Genomic DNA, 21,086 nt, shown 5'->3' with positions numbered 1-21,086 from the left:
TTATAGATCAACTAAATAAAAAAGCTATAGACAAACTTGCTTTTCCGAGTTTGTCCATAGCCTGAGCAGATCCTGCTAGGATCTGCTTTTTCGGTATTAGCTTTCATGGATTAAAGCAACAGTATATTTTTTCTTGCAATCTTATTTCATAGTATATATACTACTATTAGTACCTAGTCTTAATAGCTCGGGCGGTGTTAGAAGTAATGAAGCGTAACAAAAAAGAACGGCAGTCTATGTTGACTGAAACGATAAAAGAAAATCCATTTATCACTGATGAAGAGCTGGCTGAGAAATTTACTGTCAGCATCCAGACAATCAGGCTGGACCGACTTGAATTATCAATCCCTGAATTAAGGGAAAGAATTAAGAACGTTGCTGAAAAACGTTTCGAAGATGAAGTCCGTTCGCTGCCTCTTGAAGAAGTAATAGGTGAGATTATTGATATAGAACTAGATAAAAGCGCAATTTCGATTCTTGACATAAAAAGAGAACATGTATTTAAACGCAATAAAATTGCCAGGGGTCATCATTTATTTGCTCAGGCAAATTCCCTGGCTGTAGCAGTCATCAATGATGAATTGGCCCTTACGGCGAAGGCGAATATCCAGTTCACCAGGTCAGTCAAAGAGGGTGAGCGAGTAATTGCAAAAGCGAGAGTCACCAATATTGACAGTCACAATGGCAGGACCAACGTTGAAGTACTTAGCTATGTGAATAATGAACTCGTATTTAAGGGTGAGTTTGAAATGTATCGATCTAAAAATGAAAAGTAAGGGATGAAAGCAATGAGGCTTGCAGTAGACGCTATGGGCGGAGATAATGCACCAAAAGAAATCGTCCTCGGAGCGATGAAAGCAATCGAGAATTATAAAGATGTACATATCGTCCTTGTCGGAGACGAGAAAAAAATCAGGGAACATTTAACGAATGAAGAGAGGATTGAAATTCTTCATACAGAAGAAGTGATCCTTGGTACAGATGAGCCAGTTAGGGCGGTACGCAGAAAGAAGACGGCATCCATGGTTCTTGCAGCACAGCAGGTTGCTGATGGCCATGCCGATGCCTGCATTTCTGCTGGAAATACAGGAGCGTTGATGGCGGCAGGTTTATTTATTGTCGGCCGGATCGAAGGTATTGAACGTCCTGCCCTTGCACCAACACTTCCGACCGTTGGCGGAGAAGGCTTCTTACTTCTGGATGTTGGCGCGAATGCTGATGCTAAGCCTGAACACCTTGTCCAATATGCGATCATGGGCTCAATATACAGCGAGAAGGCGAGAGGAATCTCCCGCCCCCGAGTAGGGCTGTTGAATATAGGAACAGAAGAGAAAAAAGGCAATGAACTTGTCAGGAACACATTCGAATTGCTAAAGGATGCAGACATTAACTTCATCGGCAATGTAGAATCAAGGGATCTGCTAGATGGTGCAGCAGATGTTGTGGTAGCCGATGGCTTTACTGGAAATATGGTATTAAAGACAATCGAAGGAACAGCAATGTCTGTGTTTAAAATGTTGAAAACCGCTCTCACTTCAAGCTTTAAAAGCAAGATGGCTGCTGCTGTTTTAAAACCAGACTTAGCAGTACTGAAGAATAAAATGGATTATACTGAATATGGCGGTGCTGGTCTATTTGGCCTGAAAGCCCCAGTAATTAAAGCGCATGGATCTTCTGATGCAAACGCAGTATTCAATTCTATTCGCCAGGCAAGGGAAATGGTAGAAAATGATGTTTCCGGAACCATCAAAGCCGCAATCGAAAAGAGACAAGGAATAAAACTTTAAGAGTAAAGGGGGATCTTCCATGGGGAAAATCGCGTTTTTGTTTCCTGGGCAGGGATCGCAAACTGTAGGGATGGGACAAGCTCTTGCAGCAAATGACCAGGCAGTCTCTGAAACATTCAAAAAAGCTGACGAGGTTCTTGGAGAAAGTTTAAGCAGATTGATTTTCGAAGGTCCACAGGAGAAGCTGACGCTGACTACGAATGCTCAGCCAGCATTGCTAACTACCAGTATAGCGATCCTGAATTATTTCAGTCAGTTTGGTATAAAACCAGATTTTACTGCAGGCCACAGCCTTGGTGAATATTCTGCTTTGGTCGCTTCAGGAGCACTGTCCTTTGAGGATGCTGTTTACGCCGTCCGCAAGCGCGGTGAGTTTATGGAAGAGGCAGTTCCGAATGGTGAAGGATCAATGGCTGCTGTGCTTGGGATGGACCGTGAAAAGCTGCTGGATGTCACTGAAACAGTTTCTGCCGAGGGCCATCCTGTACAACTTGCTAATCTGAACTGCCCAGGGCAAATCGTGATCTCAGGCTCGAGGAAAGGTGTAGAGGAAGCCTCTGCAAAAGCAAAGGAAGGCGGTGCGAAGCGAGTGATTCCGCTGGATGTTAGCGGCCCGTTCCATTCTTCACTCATGAAGCCTGCAGCCGTAAGATTCGAGGCTATCCTCGACAGCATTTCACTTAATAATGCTCATGTCCAAATAATTGGCAATGTAACAGCAGAGCCGATGTTGGATGCGGCAGAGATCAAAAAGAGACTGATCGAACAGCTATATTCACCAGTGCTATGGGAAGATTCGGTGGCAAAGATGCTTGAGCTAGGCGTAGATACGTTCATCGAAATCGGCCCAGGGAAAGTCCTATCGGGATTGGTAAAGAAAGTGGACCGCTCAGCACGGACATTTGCAATATATGACCATGAAACTTGTGCCGCGGCTGTCGCTGCGTTGAAGGAGGAAACGGAATGAGACTAGAAGGAAAAGTTGCGCTTGTAACAGGTGCTTCCAGGGGAATCGGCCGTGAAATCGCTTTTGAACTGGCTAGGGAAGGTGCTTCAGTTGCAGTCAATTATGCAGGAAGTGAAGCAAAGGCGCTGGAATTGGTTGACGAAATTAAAGCGCTGGGACGAGAGGCGTTTGCTATCCAGGCGGACGTATCAAACTCTGATTCAGTGAATGAAATGGTGAAAGAAGCTGTAGAACGTTTTGGGAAGCTTGACATACTTGTTAATAATGCGGGTATAACAAAGGATAATCTATTAATGCGGATGAAAGAGTCAGAATGGGATGATGTTATCAACATTAACCTAAAAGGCGTTTTCCTTTGCACAAAAGCGGTTACCAGACAGATGATGAAGCAGCGCAGCGGCCGGATCATCAATATCTCTTCTGTTGTCGGTGTAAGCGGAAATGCAGGGCAAGCTAACTATGTAGCCGCAAAATCTGGGGTAATCGGGCTGACGAAGACGGCTGCGAAGGAGCTATCCTCCAGGGGGATTACAGTGAATGCTATCGCTCCAGGCTTTATTACCACTGATATGACTGATAAGCTGAATGAGGAAGTTACGGCTGAAATGCTGAAGCAGATTCCGCTTGCTCGTTTCGGTGAGCCAAAGGATATTGCCCGCGCAGTCGTGTTTCTTGCATCAGAAGACAGCAATTATATTACAGGCCAGACCCTCAACATAAACGGCGGAATGGTTATGTAGGTATTGATCAGGAGTGCTTGGAAGAATATTCTTATTTTTCATTGCATGATCAGTCAAAACCTATATTAAAATCAAAATAAAATAGAAGTTTTTTAATGGAAAAGCCATAATTTTTTTGAAATAAGCTGGCAGCCATTTATTATTTAAATGAAATCATCTATAATTGCTTGAGGGGAGGTGAACGAGCATGGCAGATGTTTTAGAACGTGTAACAAAAATTATTGTTGACCGTTTGGGAGTAGATGAATCTCAAGTAACTTTGGAAGCATCTTTTAAAGATGACCTTGGTGCTGATTCCCTAGATGTTGTTGAATTAGTAATGGAATTAGAAGACGAGTTCAACACGGAAATTTCTGATGATGATGCTGAAAAAATCGCTTCAGTTGGTGACGCTGTGAATTACATAAATAGCCAAATGTAACTGTTGGATTTGTTAAGAAGCTCCGTTTAATTAAACGGGGCTTTCTTATGTAAATAAAAGATATCCTTTCAAGGAAGCTGCTGGAATAAAGCGAAGTTTTTTTGCTTTATAGGCGTTTTTTTTTGTAAACTGTTAGTAGTCTGTATAAGAGCTCTTTTCGTAAACTTTGTTGCTTTTTGCACTATAATCAACAATTTATACGAAATCATCTTTAAATTATGAGCAAGGTGGAGTAAACATGCGCAACAACGGAAGAGAAAGAGATAAAAGGAACATCCGCGCAAAGGAAAATAAATTCAAAGGATTTCAGGACCAACTTGGAATTCATTTTGAAAGTGAAAAACTTTTAAAACAGGCCTTTACGCATTCATCCTATGTGAATGAGCATCGCAGGAAGCCTCATGAAGATAATGAGAGGCTTGAATTTCTTGGAGACGCTGTGTTGGAATTGACTGTATCCCAATTCTTATTTAAAAAGTATCCGATGATGAGCGAAGGGGAGCTGACGAAGCTGCGTGCTGCAGTTGTTTGTGAGCCGTCGCTTGTGGCATTTGCCAATGAACTTTCATTTGGTGAGCTTGTCCTCCTTGGCAAGGGCGAAGAAATGACAGGCGGCCGTACAAGACCGGCTCTTTTGGCTGATGTCTTTGAAGCATTCATCGGTGCCTTGTATTTAGATAAAGGGATTGAAACAGTCACGACATACCTTGAAAAAATCGTGTTTCCGAAGATTAATGACGGTGCTTTTTCTCATGTGATGGATTTTAAAAGCCAGCTTCAGGAACTGGTCCAGCGGGACGGCGCAGGGTCGCTTGAATACCGGATCCTAAAGGAAATTGGGCCAGCCCATAGCCGGGAATTCGAATCTCGTGTGTTTTTAAACGGCGAAGAGCTAGGAACAGGAACGGGCCGGTCCAAGAAGGAAGCAGAACAGCATGCTGCCCAAATGGCGCTGGAAAAGCTTAAAGCACATATAGAATCCGTTGCCGAACAAAAAGACAATTAAAATCTGCAGTTTTTTCGTATTACTGATAACAGAAATCTGACACCTTAGAATAAGTTTAACTGGAAAGGGAGAGCAATATTGTTTTTAAAACGATTAGATGTGGTCGGCTTTAAGTCCTTTGCTGAAAGGATTTCGGTTGAGTTTGTCCCTGGTGTGACCGCTGTAGTCGGGCCAAATGGGAGCGGGAAAAGCAATATTACGGATTCAATCCGCTGGGTTTTGGGTGAGCAATCAGCCAAATCGCTCCGCGGATCAAAAATGGAGGATATCATTTTTGCCGGAAGCGATTCACGGAAGCCGCTGAATTTTGCCGAAGTAACGCTAACCCTTGATAACGAAGACCAATCATTGCCGTTAGACTACAATGAAGTGAGTGTGACAAGGCGTGTCTACCGTTCGGGGGACAGCGAATATTTGATTAATAAACAAAATTGCCGGCTGAAGGATATCGTTGATTTGTTTATGGACTCGGGTCTTGGCCGTGAAGCCTTTTCGATTATCAGCCAGGGGAGAGTTGAGGAGATTCTCAACAGCAAGCCGGAGGATCGCAGGACGATATTTGAAGAGGCTGCTGGTGTGCTTAAATATAAATCTCGGAAAAAGAAAGCCGAAAGCAAGCTATTTGAAACCCAGGAAAATTTGAACAGGGTAACGGATATCATCCATGAATTAGAAGGTCAGGTTGAGCCTTTAAAGATTCAGGCATCGATCGCGAAGGATTATCTTCAGCAAAAGGAAGAATTAGAAAAAATTGAGGTTGCCTTGACGGCATATGAAGTTGAGGAATTGCATGGCCGCTGGGAAAAGCTATCCAAACAGCTCGAGCAGCATAAGGAAGATGAAATCAAACAGTCTGCTGAGCTTCAGAAAAAAGAAGCGGAAATCGAAAAAATGCGAGATCATTTAGCAGCTTTGGATGAGTCAGTAAGCGATCTCCAAAATGTTCTTCTGCATGCAAGCGAGGAGCTCGAAAAGCTGGAAGGAAGAAGAGAGGTCCTGAAGGAGCGAAAGAAAAACGCTTCACAGAATAAAGGGCAGCTCGAGAAAAACATTGAAGAACTTACGGAATCCATCGCTCAGCTCGATAAACAGAAGCAAGAATATGAGAAGACAGCTGGTGATCTAGCACGTGATGCTGCATACCTTCAGAAGACACTAGGAGAAAAGCAGGAACAGCTGAAGCTTTACAGTGAAGATGTAGAACTTAAAATTGATTCAATCAAGAGCGATTACATCGAGGTATTGAACCAGCAGGCAAGCGCAAAAAACGAAAAAATTTATATTGAGCAGCAGCTCCAGCAGCAGTCTGCAAAAGGCTCCAGGCTGGACACTGAAAATGATCGTTATGTCACTGTCCGTGATGAAATAAACGCTAAGAAAGCGGAGATCGAGAAAAAGGTGGCCGCGTCACGACAGGAGCTTGAGGAGCAGGCGAGGCTTTATTTTGATGAACAAAGAAAGCTAGAATCGTTAAAAAATAATTATCAAAAACAAGAGAAAACTCTCTATCAGGCATATCAGTTTTTGCAGCAGGCGAGATCCAAAAAAGAAATGCTGGAGGAAATGGAAGAAGATTATTCAGGCTTTTTCCAGGGAGTAAAAGAGGTATTAAAGGCAAGGGATGGACGCCTTAAGGGAATTGAAGGTGCCATTGCAGAGCTTGTGCAAGTTCCGAAACAGTATGAAACTGCTATTGAAACCGCACTTGGCGGCTCAATGCAGCATATTGTTGTGCAATCAGAGGAGAATGCAAGAGCGGCAATCCAATATCTCAAGCAAAAATCGTTCGGCAGGGCAACATTCCTGCCACTAAGTATCATTAAAGGAAAATCATTAGCTGTATCACAGCTTACGATGCTTTCCAGTCATGAATCATATATCGGGACTGCGGCTGATTTGGTTCAGTTCAATGAAAAATATGCGGAGGTCGTTAAGAGCCTATTAGGAAATGTTGTCGTTGCAAAGGATTTAAAAGGTGCCAACGAGATTGCCAAAATCCTTCAATATCGAAGCAGAATCGTCACTCTAGAAGGGGATGTTGTCAATCCTGGAGGATCGATGACGGGAGGAGCCGTAAAGCAAAAATCTTCTTCCCTGCTTAGCCGTAAAGGTGAGCTTGAAGATTTGACTAAAAAGCTTGTTGAAATGGAAGAAAAGACAAGCTTACTTGAATCGCGTGTGAAGTCATTGAAATCTGAAGTGCAATCCGGCGAAACAAGCCTAGAGGAGCTGCGCAAAAAAGGTGAAGACCTTCGCTTGAAGGAGCAAACACTAAAAGGTGATTTGCGAGAAGTGGAGCTAGAACAGAAAAACATTAATGAGCGTTTATCTGTCTATGATTCTGAGAAAACTCAGCTTGATTCAGATAAGGAAAAGCTTGAAGCAAGATTGCTTGAGCTTTCAAAAATGTTAGGTAAGTATCAGGAGGACCTTGGAGGGTTTGATAAAGAAATTGCCCGCCTGACCGAGCTGAAAACCTCGAATTCTACTTCAAAAGAAAGTCTGGTAACCGAAATCAGCGACTTAAAGATAAGTCTTGCAGCGAAGAAGGAGCAGCTTTCCCATGTGAGGGAAAAGCTTGATTCAGCTATATTGCAAGCTGAGGACCAAACGAAGAAACTTGAACTCTTTAAAGACGATTTATCCTTGCTATCATCTGAAATGACTGACAGTTCATCTGGTGAAATGCAGCTTGAAGACGCCGCAAAAAGAAAGCTTCAGGATAAAAACGAAACTCTTAAGCTTATAGCTTCCAGAAGGAACGAACGCCTTGAGCTGCAGAACAAGCTTGAAGATCAGGAACTGGAATCCAAGGAATTAAGAAGGCTGTTAAAAGGTGTAAATGAAGTGCTGAAGGATGAAGAAGTAAAGCTTAACAGGCTTGACGTTGAACTGGACAATAAGCTTGCCCATCTTCGTGAGGAGTATCTGCTTTCCTATGAGGCAGCTAAAGAGCAATATCCATTAACGATACCTGCGGATGAAGCGAGAAGAAAGGTCAAGCTTATCAAATTGGCCATCGAAGAACTTGGCGCAGTGAATCTTGGCGCAATAGAAGAATATGAGCGAGTTTCAGAACGATACGAATTCTTGCTGGAGCAGAAGAATGACCTTCAAGAAGCAAAGGATACACTATTCCTGGTAATTGAAGAAATGGATATTGAAATGAAGAAGAGGTTTGAACAAACCTTCACAGCGATCCGCTCACACTTTGAATCAGTATTCCAGGCATTGTTTGGCGGCGGCAGAGCAGACTTGAAGCTTACACAGCCGGACGATTTACTGAATACTGGTGTAGAAATAGTGGCGCAGCCTCCGGGCAAGAAACTGCAAAACCTAGGGCTCCTCTCTGGCGGAGAACGTGCATTGACGGCAATCGCACTTCTATTCTCGATCTTGAAGGTCCGTCCTGTCCCATTCTGCATTCTCGATGAGGTAGAAGCGGCATTGGATGAGGCAAACGTATACAGATTCAGTCAATATTTGAAGAAGTACAGCGCTGAAACGCAATTCATCGTAATCACTCACCGCAAGGGTACAATGGAAGAAGCGGATGTCCTCTATGGTGTCACAATGCAGGAGTCAGGAGTTTCCAAGCTAGTGTCAGTCCGGCTTGAGGATTCAAAGGAACTAGTAAAATCGTAACCAGAAAGGCGATGGAACCGTGAGTTTTTTTAAGAAATTAAAAGAAAAATTAACGACACAAACCGAGAGTGTAACAGAGAAATTTAAAGAGGGCTTGACGAAAACAAGAGATAGCTTTTCAGGAAAGGTCAATGATTTGGTCTCCCGTTACCGTAAAGTGGACGAGGAGTTCTTCGAAGAGCTTGAGGAAATTTTAATCCAGGCCGATGTTGGTTTTGAGACGGTTATGGAATTAATCGAGGAGCTCAAGAAAGAAGTTAAACGACGGAATATCCAGGACACTAAAGAGGTTCAGGCTGTCATTTCCGAAAAGCTTGTTGACATATACCAGGGTGGAGCTAGCGATGAATCATTTGACCTGAACATCCAGGAAAATGCCCTGACTGTCATTTTATTCGTAGGCGTAAATGGCGTCGGCAAAACGACTACTATTGGAAAGTTGGCTCATAAATTCAAGAGTGAAGGCAAAAACGTTCTTCTGGCTGCGGGAGATACATTCCGTGCAGGTGCAATTGAACAGCTTGAGGTTTGGGGCGAACGTGTAGGTGTGGATGTCATCAAGCAAGCAGAAGGCTCTGATCCTGCGGCTGTAATGTATGATGCTGTACAGTCTGCAAAGTCACGCAAGGCAGACATTTTGCTTTGCGATACAGCAGGCCGCCTTCAAAATAAGGTCAATTTGATGAAGGAACTAGAAAAGGTTAAGCGCGTTATCGAACGTGAAGTCCCAGGTGCTCCGCATGAAGTGCTGCTAGTTCTTGATGCAACTACAGGGCAAAATGCATTGATTCAGGCAAAGACGTTCAAAGAAACAACAGAAGTTAGCGGGATCGTCCTTACTAAGCTTGATGGCACAGCTAAAGGCGGAATCGTCATTGCGATTCGCAATGAACTCGACATTCCGGTTAAATTCGTAGGCCTTGGTGAAAAGATGGATGACCTCCAGGAATTCGATGCTGAAAGATATGTATACGGACTGTTCGCAGACCTAGCAGAGGAAGAAAAAACGGCTGAATAATACTGATTTACCAGCATCTTGCTGTAAAGAACTTTTCTTGACAGAAAAGTTGAACCTGTGTAAACTGTCTTTATGTAAAGGTATTTCACTTAACATGGGGGAATCGAAATGCTTGAGAAAACGAACCGCATGAATTATTTGTACGATTTTTATCAGGCATTATTAACTCCTAAACAAAGCAGTTACATGGCCCTTTACTATCTTGATGACTATTCCCTTGGCGAAATCGCCGACGAGTATGATGTTAGCCGCCAGGCTGTATACGACAACATCAAACGAACGGAAGCGATGCTTGAGGAATACGAAGAGAAGCTGTTGTTGTTCGAGAAATTCCTGAAACGCAGTGAACTGATTTCAAAAATGAAAGTTCTGCTGGGTGATGGTCCGGACAACCAGGCTTTAAGTGAAATGGTAGCCGAGCTTGAGAAATTAGACTAGGGAGGCGCATGAAATGGCATTTGAAGGATTGGCCGACCGACTGCAAAATACAATGCAAAAAATCCGCGGAAAAGGCAAGGTTACAGAAGCGGATGTTAAAGAAATGATGCGAGAGGTCCGTCTGGCGCTGCTTGAGGCCGACGTTAACTTTAAAGTAGTTAAAGACTTTGTAAAAAAAGTCACTGAACGGGCAATCGGTCAGGAAGTAGTGAAAAGCCTTACTCCCGGCCAGCAGGTTATAAAGGTTGTTAAAGAAGAATTAACCGCGTTGATGGGCGGCGAGCAAAGCAAGATTGCAGCCTCCAACCGACCTCCGACAGTCATTATGATGGTCGGACTTCAAGGGGCAGGTAAAACGACCACAACCGGTAAGCTTGCCAATCTTTTGCGCAAAAAATATAACCGCATGCCCTTGCTTGTTGCAGCGGATATATATCGTCCAGCTGCAATCAAACAGCTGGAAACGCTGGGCAAGCAGTTAAGCATGCCAGTATTTTCGCTTGGCGATCAGGTCAGCCCTGTGGAAATTGCCAAACAGGCAATCGCTAAGGCAAAGGAAGACCATAATGACTATGTTCTAATCGATACAGCAGGTCGTCTGCATGTCGATGAAAATCTGATGGATGAGCTTAAGCAAATTAAAGAGCTCTCAAAGCCAGATGAAATCTTCCTTGTAGTCGATGCGATGACAGGTCAGGATGCTGTGAATGTAGCGCAAAGCTTCAATGAACAGCTCGGACTTACAGGCGTTGTCCTGACAAAACTTGATGGCGATACACGAGGCGGTGCTGCACTTTCAATCCGTGCCGTGACAAATACGCCGATCAAATTTGTCGGTTTAGGCGAAAAGCTGGACGCTCTTGAACCTTTCCATCCTGAGAGGATGGCATCCCGTATCCTTGGTATGGGCGATGTGCTTACCCTTATTGAAAAAGCTCAGGCGAACGTCGATGAGGAAAAAGCAAAAGAGCTTGAGAAAAAAATGCGTACTGCATCATTCACCCTGGACGACTTCCTGGATCAGCTTGGACAGGTAAGGAAAATGGGGCCTTTGGATGAAATCCTTAAAATGATGCCTGGCGCTAATAAAATCAAAGGCATGAACAATCTTCAAATCGATGAAAAACAGATTTCTCATGTTGAGGCGATCATCCAGTCGATGACGAAGAATGAAAAAACGCATCCAGAAATCATCAATGCCCACAGGCGGAAGAGGATCGCCAAGGGCAGCGGCACTTCCATCCAGGAAGTAAATCGCCTGCTCAAGCAGTTCGAAGACATGAAAAAGATGATGAAACAGATGACGAACATGCAGCAAAAAGGTAAGAAAAAAGGCGGATTTAAATTGCCTTTCAATCCTTTTTAACATGTAATTTGAGGAAAAATCATGCTGTAAAGAAAAAAACCTTTACAAGCTGTTTTCAATTTGGTATTATTCTATCTTGTGTGAAACTATTCGGAGGTGCTTATTTAAAATGGCAGTAAAAATTCGTTTAAAACGTATGGGAGCTAAAAAATCTCCTTTCTATCGTATTGTAGTAGCTGATTCACGTTCACCACGTGATGGCCGTTTCATCGAGTCTGTAGGAACTTACAACCCAGTTGCTCAACCAGCTAAGGTTGAACTTAACGAAGAGTTAGTTCTTAAGTGGCTTAAAGACGGAGCTAAACCATCTGATACAGTGCGCAACTTGTTCTCAAAGCATGGTATCATGGAAAAATTCCACAACGCTAAGCTTAGCAAGTAATTATGGAAGCGCCCATGAAAGAATTAATTGAGACGATCGTGAAACCCCTTGTTGATTTTCCAGAAGATGTTCATGTAAATGTACACGAAGAGGATCAGCGCGTAACCTATAAGCTTTCCGTCAACAAAAGTGATATGGGCAAAGTAATTGGAAAGCAGGGACGCGTTGCAAAGGCGATACGAACAGTAGTCTATGCAGCAGGATCATCACAGCAAAAGAAGATTTTCTTAGAAATCGTCGAATAATAGCCAGCGCTCAGTAATGCTTAAGCAAAGCTGCAGCTGGTACAGGCTATTGTCTGTATAATGGCATTTAAATTGGAGGGGATAACCCTCCTTTTTTTCTTTTTAAAATAAGTACGATATAATTATTGGTAAGTGAACATTTTCATTGCTGCTGTATTATTGCATATATGGGCGTGAGGGGGAAATGCTTTGAAGGTACTGCAAACAATCGTGGTCAAACAAGTACTTACAGAAGAAAGCAAGGATAGGGTCCACCAAAAATATCACTCCAAGAAGCTCCAGCTGCAAAAGGAATGCGACCAGCTAAGATTTGAACTGAAAAAGCTTGAGAAAGCTAAAAAATTTCCTCCTGAGACCTTGAAAAAACATTTTGAACAAGAAATCAAGGTACATAAAGAGAAAATCAAACTGCTGGATTTTCAGATAGAGCAATTACATATTCTTCCGCTAGGAAGCGAAATAAAAGAAACAGAATTACAGGGTCTAGTCGAAATAAATGAAGGGGATCAATGGGATGAGTTCCTTTCGGGAAAGACTATTATAGTGAAAGACGGAATCGTGACCGAAATACGCGAGAGGTGATTGAGCATGGAAAAATATTTTAATGTTGGGAAAATTGTTAATACACATGGAATCCGTGGCGAAGTAAGAGTTATTTCTAGAACGGACTTTCCAGAAGAGCGCTATAAAGTAGGCAATACTTTGCTTTTATCCTTGCCAGGTTCAAAGGAGCCTATCGAGCTTACTGTTAAAAGCCACAGGACACATAAAAACTTTAATTTGCTGACATTTGAAGGCTATGACAATGTCAACCAGGTTGAAAAGCTAAGGGACGGTATCCTAAAGGTTCCTGAAACCCAGCGTGGAAAACTGGAGGAAGGTGAATTTTATTTCCAGGATATTATCGGCTGCCTGATGTTTACAACAACAGGGGAAGAAATCGGCAAGGTGGTTGAAATTTTAACTCCTGGCGCCAATGATGTATGGGTGGTTAAGGATGGAAAAGGCAAAGAGGTTCTCATTCCTTATATCGAAGACATCGTGAAAAAAGTCGATGTCAAAGAAAAAGTCATCCTGATTGAACCTATGGAAGGGCTTCTGTCATGATGCACATCGATGTCCTGTCCATCTTTCCGGGAATGTTTGAAGGTGTTTTCGGGCACTCGATATTGAAAAAAGCTGCTGAAAAAGAGGCAGTTCAATATAATGTCGTGAACTTCCGTGACTTTGCGGACAATAAACATCAAACTGTCGACGATTATCCATATGGGGGCGGTGCAGGTATGGTCCTTAAGCCGCAGCCGATCTTTGACGCTGTTGCTGACCTTAAGGAACGTGCGAAAAGCTCGGCGCCACGGGTCATTCTTATGTGTCCCCAGGGGGAGCGGTATACGCAAAAGAAAGCAGAAGAGCTGGCAAAGGAAGAGCATTTGATTTTTATTTGCGGGCACTATGAAGGCTATGATGAGCGGATTCGTGAACATGTGATTACCGATGAGATTTCAATTGGTGATTATGTGCTGACAGGTGGAGAACTCGGTGCCATGGTTGTCATTGACAGTGTCGTGCGCCTGCTGCCAGGAGTGCTAGGAAGTGAAGAATCTCATATCCAGGACTCTTTCAGCACGGGTCTTCTTGAACACCCTCACTATACCAGGCCATCTGATTTCCGTGGGTTGAAGGTGCCTGATGTACTGATTTCAGGAAATCATCGTTTAATAGAAGAATGGCGCATGAAGGAAAGCTTGAAGCGTACCCTGACACGCCGGCCAGATTTGCTCGTAGAAGCAGAACTGACCGATCAGCAAAAAAAATGGTTGGATGAACTTTCAAAACTTAAAGATTGATATTGCAGTCAGCGTTAGTTTATGTTAAGATACTTCTTGTGGCTTAAAGCGAACGTGCTTATGCCGCTTATAACGATGTTCCGCTGCAATGAAACGTTTTGCAAGAGCATTTGTGGGAGGAGATGAAAACGATGCAACAATTAATCGAAGAAATCACAAAAGCACAACTTCGCACTGATCTTCCATCTTTCCGTCCTGGTGACACAGTACGTGTACACGTTAAGGTTGTCGAAGGAACTCGCGAACGTATCCAGTTGTTTGAAGGTGTAGTGATTAAGCGTCGTGGTGGTGGAATCAGCGAAACTTTTACAGTACGTAAAGTTTCTTACGGAGTAGGCGTTGAGCGTGCTTTCCCTGTTCACACACCAAAAATTGCGAAGCTTGAAGTTATCCGTCGCGGTAAAGTACGCCGTGCGAAACTTTACTACCTACGTAACCTACGTGGTAAAAAGGCTCGTATTAAAGAAATTCGATAAGATTGAATGTAAAAAAGGAGCTTGCCTAGCCAAGCTCCTTTTTCATACTCAAGGAAGGGTTAATAGTGATCAAAGATGCTACACGACACCCCTTCGGCTATTTCTTGAAATATGCAATGGATAAACATTATTAAGTTTTTTTAAAAATTCATCACCCATCGTGTTTATCTTGCCTGACTTATGTAAAATAAAGTTATGTATTCAAACAACCTATATTTAGAATGGTGGGGAAAGAATGGCTGAGAAGAAGAAAAACGAATTATGGGAATGGACGAAAGCCCTATTGATTGCTGTAGTGCTTGCAGCTGTTATTCGATATTTTTTATTTGCACCGATTGTTGTTGATGGATTGTCAATGATGCCGACATTGCATGACCAGGACCGGATGATTGTGAACAAGCTGAGCTATAAAGTAGGGGAGCCAGAAAGATTTGATATCATCGTCTTTCATGCGCCTGAAAACAAAGATTACATAAAAAGAGTGATTGGCCTTCCAGGCGATAGAATCGAATATAAAAATGACACACTTTATGTCAATGGTAAGGCATATCCAGAACCTTACTTGAAAGAATATAAAAAACAAGTGATAGATGGGCCGCTGACAGATCCTTTTACCCTTGAAGAGAAAATTGGCAGGGAAACAGTTCCTGAGGGTCAACTTTTTGTGATGGGGGATAACCGCCGATTCAGCAAGGACAGCCGTCATATTGGTACGGTTCCGTTCGAAAAGGTACTAGGAAAGACAAACGTCATCTACTGGCCTATTGACGATCTGCGTACAATAGACTAGAAATAGCCTTCATCCTAATGTATAAGTAAGTGGATGGCTGGCAAAACAGATAGGAGGTGGCTGCTTTGACGATCCAGTGGTTTCCAGGCCATATGGCCAAGGCTCGCAGAGAGGTCACAGAGAAATTAAAGCTCGTTGATGTTATTTTTGAATTGGTGGACGCAAGAATTCCTTATTCATCAAGAAATCCAATGATAGATGAAATCATACAGCATAAGCCAAGAATTGTATTATTGAACAAGGCTGACATGGCCGATAAGGCTGTTACTGATGAGTGGCTCCGCTTTTACCGCCAAAAAGGCATAACCGCGCTGGCAATTAACTCACAGGCTGGAACAGGCTTAAAGCAGATAGTCCAGGAGTCAAAGGTTCTGTTAAAGGATAAACTTGACCGGTTAATATCCAAGGGTGTCAAACCTCGTGCAATCCGTGCGATGATTGTCGGCATCCCAAATGCGGGGAAATCTACATTGATTAACAGGCTGGCAGGCAAAAATATAGCACAGACAGGCAATAGACCAGGTGTAACCAAGTCACAGCAGTGGATCAAGATGGGCAAAGAGCTAGAATTGCTGGATACTCCAGGGATACTATGGCCCAAGTTTGAGGATCAAGAAGTGGGTGTCAAGCTTGCAATTACTGGAGCGATTAAGGATACGCTCTTGAATCTTCAGGATTTAACAGTATATGCTCTAAGGTACTTAGAAAAGCATTACCCTGAACGCTTGCAGGAGAGGTACAAGCTGTCTCAGCTGCCAGAAGATATCGTCGAGCTTTTTGACCTTATTGGTAATTTTCGCGGCTGCAGGATGCCGGGCGGGTATGTTGACTATGATAAAGTCGCTGAACTTGTGATTAGGGAAATCCGTACTGAAAAATTGGGACCGTTATCGTTTGAACGTCCTGAAGACTTGAATAAACCAGAAGAGATAGATGAAAATGAAAAATAAAGGTCCTGGATCCAGGGCCTTTATTTTTCGTTTAAATCGCCGATACATATAAGAGAAGCAAAATTAGGAGATTTTTTATGAAAACATGGACGATTGGTGAGATTGAGCAACAATTATTTGGTAAGGACTATGTCGAGGATGATTACCTTGTGGCCCTAAAACAAGATGAGCGCAAAGGTGTGCAACGCATGCTCGTCAAATGGGAGAAGCAAGAACGGATTAAGAAGGAGCTGCATGAACAATTTATCAGCATGACGTCCTTTGAGCAGAAATATAGAGCAGAAGGCTATCAGTCAATAGCAGGCATTGACGAAGCAGGACGGGGACCGCTAGCTGGACCGGTAGTAGCCGGTGCAGTTATTTTACCTGAAGACTTTTACCTTCCTGGACTCAATGATTCTAAAAAAATCCCTGAATCTAAGAGGGAAGAATATTTTGGAGTAATCAATAACCAGGCACTGGCAGTTGGCATTGGCATTATCAGTGCAACTGAAATTGATGAAATAAACATTCTGCAGGCAACTAAAAAGGCGATGCATATGGCAGTAGAACAACTGGGAGTTTCACCGGACTTTATGTTGGTAGATGCTGTAAAATTGGATACGCCGTTTCCATCCGAAGCATTAATAAAAGGTGATGCAAGAAGCATTTCAATAGCAGCAGCTTCTATTATAGCAAAGGTTACCAGAGACCGGTTAATGAAGGAGTTAAGTCTGGCTTACCCTCAGTATGGGTTCCATGCAAATATGGGTTATGGAACCGCTGAGCACATGAAAGCAATCAGTGAGCACGGCGTCACTCCGTTTCACAGAAAAACGTTTGCTCCAGTAAGAGAATGTATTGAGAATCAACTTGTATAAAGCAGGTGAAGCATGGAAACAGGAGCACTGCATAGCCTATTCAATCATAATCCATCACAGCAAGTAAAAACTTCATTCCTAAGACCGGGGCAAATCATCAATGGAAAAATCATTAAGCTGTTTCCAGAACAAATTGCAGAGATTCAAATCGGAAACCAAAAAATGATTGCCCAATTAGAAACACCTCTTTCGGCAAATGAACGATACTGGTTTCAGGTCCAGCCAGGTGAAGGAAAAGTTCGCCTGAAGGTGATCGCAACTGGCAGTGAGGAGAGAAAGCAGCCCGAGAGCCTATCCAGGATTCTCGGAGAATTTTCATTGCCCGCGAATAAGGAAAACCTTGAACTGGTACGTTTTTTTGTAAAAGAGCAGCTCCCAGTCAGCCGGGAAATCCTGCAGCAGGCTTCCGAATGGCTGAAAAGCGCAAGTCCGAGAAGTTCAGGACTCGAAGCAATCCAAATGATTTTAACTCGAGGACTGCCGCTATCAGAAGCAACATTTTCAGCTTTATATACGGCCAATAAAGAGCCATCAATAACACTGTTAATGGAAAATCTCCTGCAAGCAATTGATCAAGAATCTAATACGGAAACAATGAGTAAAATTAAACACTTGCTGAACGAGCTTGTACCTTCGAATGAAACACTTGCTGCCAGGCACGTATTGGGAGAAATTGCTGCCACTTGGCTTAAAGGCGATGATTCAGAAGGGCAAGCTGCCTTCAAGCTGCTTCAGCAAACTGCTGGGTTTCCTGCCCAGGAAAGCGAGAAAATAGTCTTGCAGCAAATGCTTTCAAACCTGAAAAGCGATAGGGTATTGAAAGAGGAAATCCCAGCAGAACTGCATTTTGCTAAGAAAGTGATCGCCCTTTTAGAAAAGGGTGAAATTACTGTAGCGAAACAATTGATAGACAGCATTATTAAAAAAGAGCCAACCGGTACGATCATGAAAAATGGGCAGTTAACCGAGCTAGTCGAACCGTTGAGGCAGTTATTCGCAGGTTCACCGGTAAAAGAGGCTGATCAACAGGAAGGCTTGCAAGCATTTAAACAATTAATAGCAATGGTATTAGGAGGAAATGATGATTCTGAGTCAGGGGTAAAGTGGTTATCGATTTTACTCCCAGGAAAAGAAAGTTTTACAAATGCCGGAGCTGAATTACTGAAAGCTGCAGGAAATGCTGAGATGTCAGGTTTAACTAGTCAGCAAATCGAACTTTTGAGAAAAGCAATCAATAATGCCGAACAGGGATCAGCACTTTCCGATGAAGAGTCTGCAATCCTCACAACTGAAAAAATAAAGTCCTTCTTGTCCTCTCTTGGTCTTTCATATGAACGGGAGCTTGCTGAAGCTTTTAAAGGCTCTCTTGAAGACAAGGCTCCGCCTGCAGAGAGTTTGAAGCCGCACCTGATACGTCTGCTGAATGAAAACACTTCCCATACTGTAAAGGAGGCTGCAGAGCAGCTCTTAAACAAGATTACCGGGTTCCAGCTGCTTTCACAGGAGACCGGTCCTATCCAGCAGCTAATCGTGCAGATGCCGTTTATCATTGGGGGGAAAATGTCTGAGGTTACCGTTCAATGGAGCGGCCAAAAAACAGAAGACGGTAAAATCAACGCGGATTTTTGCCGTGTACTCTTTTATCTAAAGCTCGAGCATTTGGATGATACGATTGTTGATATGCAAGTCCAGAATCGGATCATGAGCATGCAGGTCATCAACCAGCATCCTTCATTAAAAACAGTGGCAGATCAGCTCTTGCCATTGTTAAAAAACAAACTCGCAGAAGTGAATTATCATTTATCAGCAGTAAACTTCTCTGTACCAGGGGTACCAAAGCCAAGTGGGGAACATAAGAAACTAGCAGAAATTTATAGCAAAAAAGATTACAGCAGGGTGGATATCAAAATATGAAACCTCAAATATCAACACGAAAAACGGCTGTAGCTCTGGGTTATAATCCAGCCACCCAGGATGCTCCCAAAGTCATGGCCAAGGGAAAGGGTCTTGTAGCCGACCAGATCATTGAAAAAGCGAAAATTCATGACATTCCGATCCAGCAAGACCCATCCCTTGTGGAAGTCCTGAGCCAGCTTGAATTGAATGAGCGGATACCTGAGGCACTATACCAGGCAGTTGCCGAAGTGTTTTCTTTTATCTACAGGCTTGACCAGCAGGCGGGGAAATCTAAGTAGTAGATTCTTATTAACAACATTAAATTAGTTAGGCTCTTTTCTAAAAGATTGTTGTACTTGAAATGAATTCTTAAAACAAATCGTTGACTGGAACGGGAGTGCGAGACTCCTGCGGGAGCAGCGGGACAGGTGAGACCAAGGTGAAATGATCCCATGGATCATTTGCACCCCGCAGGCGCTTGAAGCGCCGAGGAGGCTCAGCGCCCGCCCCGCGGAAAGCGAGCATCCCTTCGTTCCAGTCAACACTATTCTAAAAGTAACAATGTTTACGAAAACAGCCATTAGTTAAATTCATCCATTGGTTAGACTTTTGGAAATCCATTTTATTACATACTCTGTTAAAGGTCCTTGTTGATTTCTAACAACCCCTGTTGATTGAAGCTGAATCAACAGACAAATATAACAGATTAAAACATTTTAGGATCATATTTGTAAATGATACAATCTATTGTAAAAACTAAATTAATATTTTCATGTTGAAAATAAAGAGAAAGAAAATAATTTTTTTCAGCTCTTTTATCTCCTTAAAAGTCGAGAAAAGCCTAAATCTCGGCTTTTTATGCTGCATTTTAATTAGGATGATACTTTTTTGCAATATTTAAAATGGCAAAATATTTAAATCATAAAGGTAGACAATCAATATTTCATTATATAAAATGAAAGCGCAGTCTATTTTTTAAAAATTTAAATGAATTATATTTTCTACTTAGAAAAGCTAGATGCGGGTGGGGATGGCTTGTAGATCCTCTTAGATGTGCACTCTTTTCTAATAGATAGGAGGATGGGAAATGAATGTCCATGAGTATCAAGGAAAAGAAATCCTCAGAAAATATGGGGTAAAAGTACCGAATGGAAAGGTAGCTTTTACGGTTGAGGAAGCTGTTGAAGCAGCGCAAGAGCTTGGTTCATCAGTAGTTGTCGTGAAAGCTCAAATCCATGCTGGCGGAAGGGGTAAAGCTGGCGGGGTCAAGGTAGCAAAGAACCTTGATGAAGTGCGTACATATGCAACTGAAATCTTAGGGAAAACATTGGTTACTCACCAGACTGGACCAGAAGGCAAGGAAGTTAAGCGTCTGCTGATCGAAGAAGGCTGTGACATCAAGAAGGAGTACTACGTAGGACTTGTTCTTGACCGTGCTACTTCCCGTGTTGTCCTTATGGCTTCAGAAGAAGGCGGAACGGAAATTGAAGAGGTTGCAGAAGCAACTCCTGAGAAAATCTTCAAAGAAGAAATCGATCCTGTAGTAGGCCTAATGCCATACCAGGCTCGCCGTATCGCATTCAATATCAACATCCCTAAAGAGCTTGTGAACCAGGCTGTTAAGTTCATGATGGGTCTTTACAACGCTTATATTGAAAAAGATTGCTCAATCGCAGAAATCAACCCGCTTGTTGTTACAGGCGACGGACAGGTTATGGCGCTTGATGCTAAATTGAATTTTGATGCGAATGCACTTTACCGCCAGAAGGATATCCTTGAATACCGTGACCTTGAGGAAGAAGATCCGAAGGAAATCGAAGCATCTAAGTATGACCTGAGCTACATTTCACTTGATGGAAATATCGGCTGCATGGTTAACGGTGCGGGACTTGCAATGGCAACAATGGATATCGTGAAGCATTACGGCGGAGACCCGGCCAACTTCCTTGATGTTGGGGGCGGTGCAACTGCTGAGAAAGTAACAGAAGCATTTAAAATTATCCTTTCAGATCCGAATGTTAAGGGTATCTTTGTTAATATCTTCGGTGGCATCATGAAGTGTGATGTTATCGCAACTGGCGTTGTGGAAGCTGCCAAGCAGGTTGGCTTAGAAGTGCCGCTTGTAGTTCGTCTTGAAGGTACTAACGTAGATCTTGGAAAACAGATTCTGAATGAATCTGGATTAAATATCATTGCTGCTGAATCAATGGCAGACGGCGCTGAAAAAATCGTTTCATTAGTTAAGTAGGATC

At 42.9% G+C, this 21,086-nt stretch carries 23 protein-coding genes; 22 read left to right on the top strand and 1 reads right to left on the bottom strand.

What is annotated here, in order from left to right:
- Window positions 1-206 precede the first annotated feature (206 nt).
- From fapR to V7654_RS00585, 21 genes are all read left to right on the top strand, one after another.
- Complete coding sequence (gene fapR / locus V7654_RS00685) at window positions 207-776, top strand: transcription factor FapR (RefSeq protein ID WP_335427686.1); 570 nt, start codon at window positions 207-209, stop codon at window positions 774-776.
- Window positions 777-788: 12 nt separating this feature from the next.
- Entirely contained in the window at window positions 789-1,787 is a 999-nt protein-coding gene (gene plsX, locus V7654_RS00680) for a phosphate acyltransferase PlsX (RefSeq protein WP_335427684.1), read from the top strand.
- 19 nt (window positions 1,788-1,806) lie between these two features.
- Window positions 1,807-2,754: an ACP S-malonyltransferase gene (fabD, locus tag V7654_RS00675; RefSeq protein ID WP_335427683.1), complete on the top strand. Its 948-nt coding sequence runs from the start codon at window positions 1,807-1,809 to the stop codon at window positions 2,752-2,754.
- A complete protein-coding gene (fabG, locus tag V7654_RS00670; RefSeq protein WP_335427681.1) occupies window positions 2,751-3,494 on the top strand; it encodes a 3-oxoacyl-[acyl-carrier-protein] reductase in 744 nt (247 codons plus the stop codon). The genes fabD and fabG overlap by 4 nt, the downstream gene beginning before the upstream one ends.
- 187 nt (window positions 3,495-3,681) lie before the next feature.
- Window positions 3,682-3,915 (top strand): acyl carrier protein, encoded by a 234-nt coding sequence (locus V7654_RS00665; protein WP_335427679.1) that lies wholly within the window; start codon window positions 3,682-3,684, stop codon window positions 3,913-3,915.
- A gap of 238 nt (window positions 3,916-4,153) precedes the next feature.
- Window positions 4,154-4,921, top strand: coding sequence for a ribonuclease III (gene rnc / locus V7654_RS00660; protein WP_335427676.1), 768 nt, complete (start codon window positions 4,154-4,156; stop codon window positions 4,919-4,921).
- Between the two features lie 78 nt (window positions 4,922-4,999).
- On the top strand, window positions 5,000-8,566 hold the full coding sequence (gene smc, locus V7654_RS00655) for a chromosome segregation protein SMC (RefSeq protein ID WP_335427674.1): 3,567 nt from the start codon (window positions 5,000-5,002) through the stop codon (window positions 8,564-8,566).
- A 19-nt stretch (window positions 8,567-8,585) separates the two neighbouring features.
- Window positions 8,586-9,584 (top strand): signal recognition particle-docking protein FtsY, encoded by a 999-nt coding sequence (gene ftsY / locus V7654_RS00650; RefSeq protein ID WP_335427672.1) that lies wholly within the window; start codon window positions 8,586-8,588, stop codon window positions 9,582-9,584.
- Window positions 9,585-9,692: 108 nt separating this feature from the next.
- Window positions 9,693-10,022, top strand: a complete 330-nt coding sequence (locus tag V7654_RS00645) for a putative DNA-binding protein (protein WP_335427670.1) — start codon at window positions 9,693-9,695, stop codon at window positions 10,020-10,022.
- A gap of 13 nt (window positions 10,023-10,035) precedes the next feature.
- A complete protein-coding gene (gene ffh, locus V7654_RS00640; RefSeq protein WP_335427668.1) occupies window positions 10,036-11,388 on the top strand; it encodes a signal recognition particle protein in 1,353 nt (450 codons plus the stop codon).
- Window positions 11,389-11,497: 109 nt separating this feature from the next.
- Entirely contained in the window at window positions 11,498-11,770 is a 273-nt protein-coding gene (rpsP, locus tag V7654_RS00635) for a 30S ribosomal protein S16 (protein WP_207498460.1), read from the top strand.
- A 14-nt stretch (window positions 11,771-11,784) separates the two neighbouring features.
- Window positions 11,785-12,015 (top strand): KH domain-containing protein, encoded by a 231-nt coding sequence (locus V7654_RS00630; protein WP_125479141.1) that lies wholly within the window; start codon window positions 11,785-11,787, stop codon window positions 12,013-12,015.
- 189 nt (window positions 12,016-12,204) lie between these two features.
- Complete coding sequence (locus V7654_RS00625; protein WP_335427663.1) at window positions 12,205-12,597, top strand: YlqD family protein; 393 nt, start codon at window positions 12,205-12,207, stop codon at window positions 12,595-12,597.
- Window positions 12,598-12,603: 6 nt separating this feature from the next.
- The gene (gene rimM, locus V7654_RS00620; protein ID WP_335427662.1) at window positions 12,604-13,122 is read left to right on the top strand and encodes a ribosome maturation factor RimM; all 519 of its coding nucleotides are present in this window, start codon (window positions 12,604-12,606) and stop codon (window positions 13,120-13,122) included.
- Window positions 13,122-13,862: a tRNA (guanosine(37)-N1)-methyltransferase TrmD gene (gene trmD, locus V7654_RS00615; protein WP_438825237.1), complete on the top strand. Its 741-nt coding sequence runs from the start codon at window positions 13,122-13,124 to the stop codon at window positions 13,860-13,862. The genes rimM and trmD overlap by 1 nt, the downstream gene beginning before the upstream one ends.
- Window positions 13,863-13,993: 131 nt before the next feature.
- On the top strand, window positions 13,994-14,338 hold the full coding sequence (rplS, locus tag V7654_RS00610) for a 50S ribosomal protein L19 (protein ID WP_207498457.1): 345 nt from the start codon (window positions 13,994-13,996) through the stop codon (window positions 14,336-14,338).
- 235 nt (window positions 14,339-14,573) lie between these two features.
- Window positions 14,574-15,128, top strand: coding sequence for a signal peptidase I (gene lepB / locus V7654_RS00605; RefSeq protein WP_335427657.1), 555 nt, complete (start codon window positions 14,574-14,576; stop codon window positions 15,126-15,128).
- Between the two features lie 65 nt (window positions 15,129-15,193).
- A complete protein-coding gene (gene ylqF, locus V7654_RS00600; RefSeq protein WP_335427655.1) occupies window positions 15,194-16,078 on the top strand; it encodes a ribosome biogenesis GTPase YlqF in 885 nt (294 codons plus the stop codon).
- Between the two features lie 77 nt (window positions 16,079-16,155).
- On the top strand, window positions 16,156-16,938 hold the full coding sequence (locus V7654_RS00595) for a ribonuclease HII (protein ID WP_335427653.1): 783 nt from the start codon (window positions 16,156-16,158) through the stop codon (window positions 16,936-16,938).
- Window positions 16,939-16,950: 12 nt separating this feature from the next.
- Window positions 16,951-18,852, top strand: coding sequence for a hypothetical protein (locus V7654_RS00590; protein WP_335427652.1), 1,902 nt, complete (start codon window positions 16,951-16,953; stop codon window positions 18,850-18,852).
- Window positions 18,849-19,133, top strand: coding sequence for an EscU/YscU/HrcU family type III secretion system export apparatus switch protein (locus V7654_RS00585; RefSeq protein ID WP_335427650.1), 285 nt, complete (start codon window positions 18,849-18,851; stop codon window positions 19,131-19,133). The genes V7654_RS00590 and V7654_RS00585 overlap by 4 nt, the downstream gene beginning before the upstream one ends.
- Window positions 19,134-19,157: 24 nt before the next feature.
- Here the strand turns inward: V7654_RS00585 and V7654_RS00580 are convergent, their stop codons facing one another.
- Window positions 19,158-19,415, bottom strand: coding sequence for a hypothetical protein (locus V7654_RS00580; RefSeq protein ID WP_335427649.1), 258 nt, complete (start codon window positions 19,413-19,415; stop codon window positions 19,158-19,160).
- Between the two features lie 506 nt (window positions 19,416-19,921).
- Between V7654_RS00580 and sucC the strand changes: the two genes are divergently transcribed.
- Window positions 19,922-21,082, top strand: coding sequence for an ADP-forming succinate--CoA ligase subunit beta (gene sucC / locus V7654_RS00575; RefSeq protein ID WP_335427647.1), 1,161 nt, complete (start codon window positions 19,922-19,924; stop codon window positions 21,080-21,082).
- Window positions 21,083-21,086: the final 4 nt, after the last annotated feature.

The sequence above is a fragment of the Bacillus sp. JJ1609 genome (assembly GCF_036967045.1).
Taxonomy (GTDB): Bacteria; Bacillota; Bacilli; order Bacillales; family Cytobacillaceae; genus Mesobacillus.
Note: the sequence above shows the minus strand (reverse complement) of the source record. Positions and strands in the feature narration are given on the sequence as shown.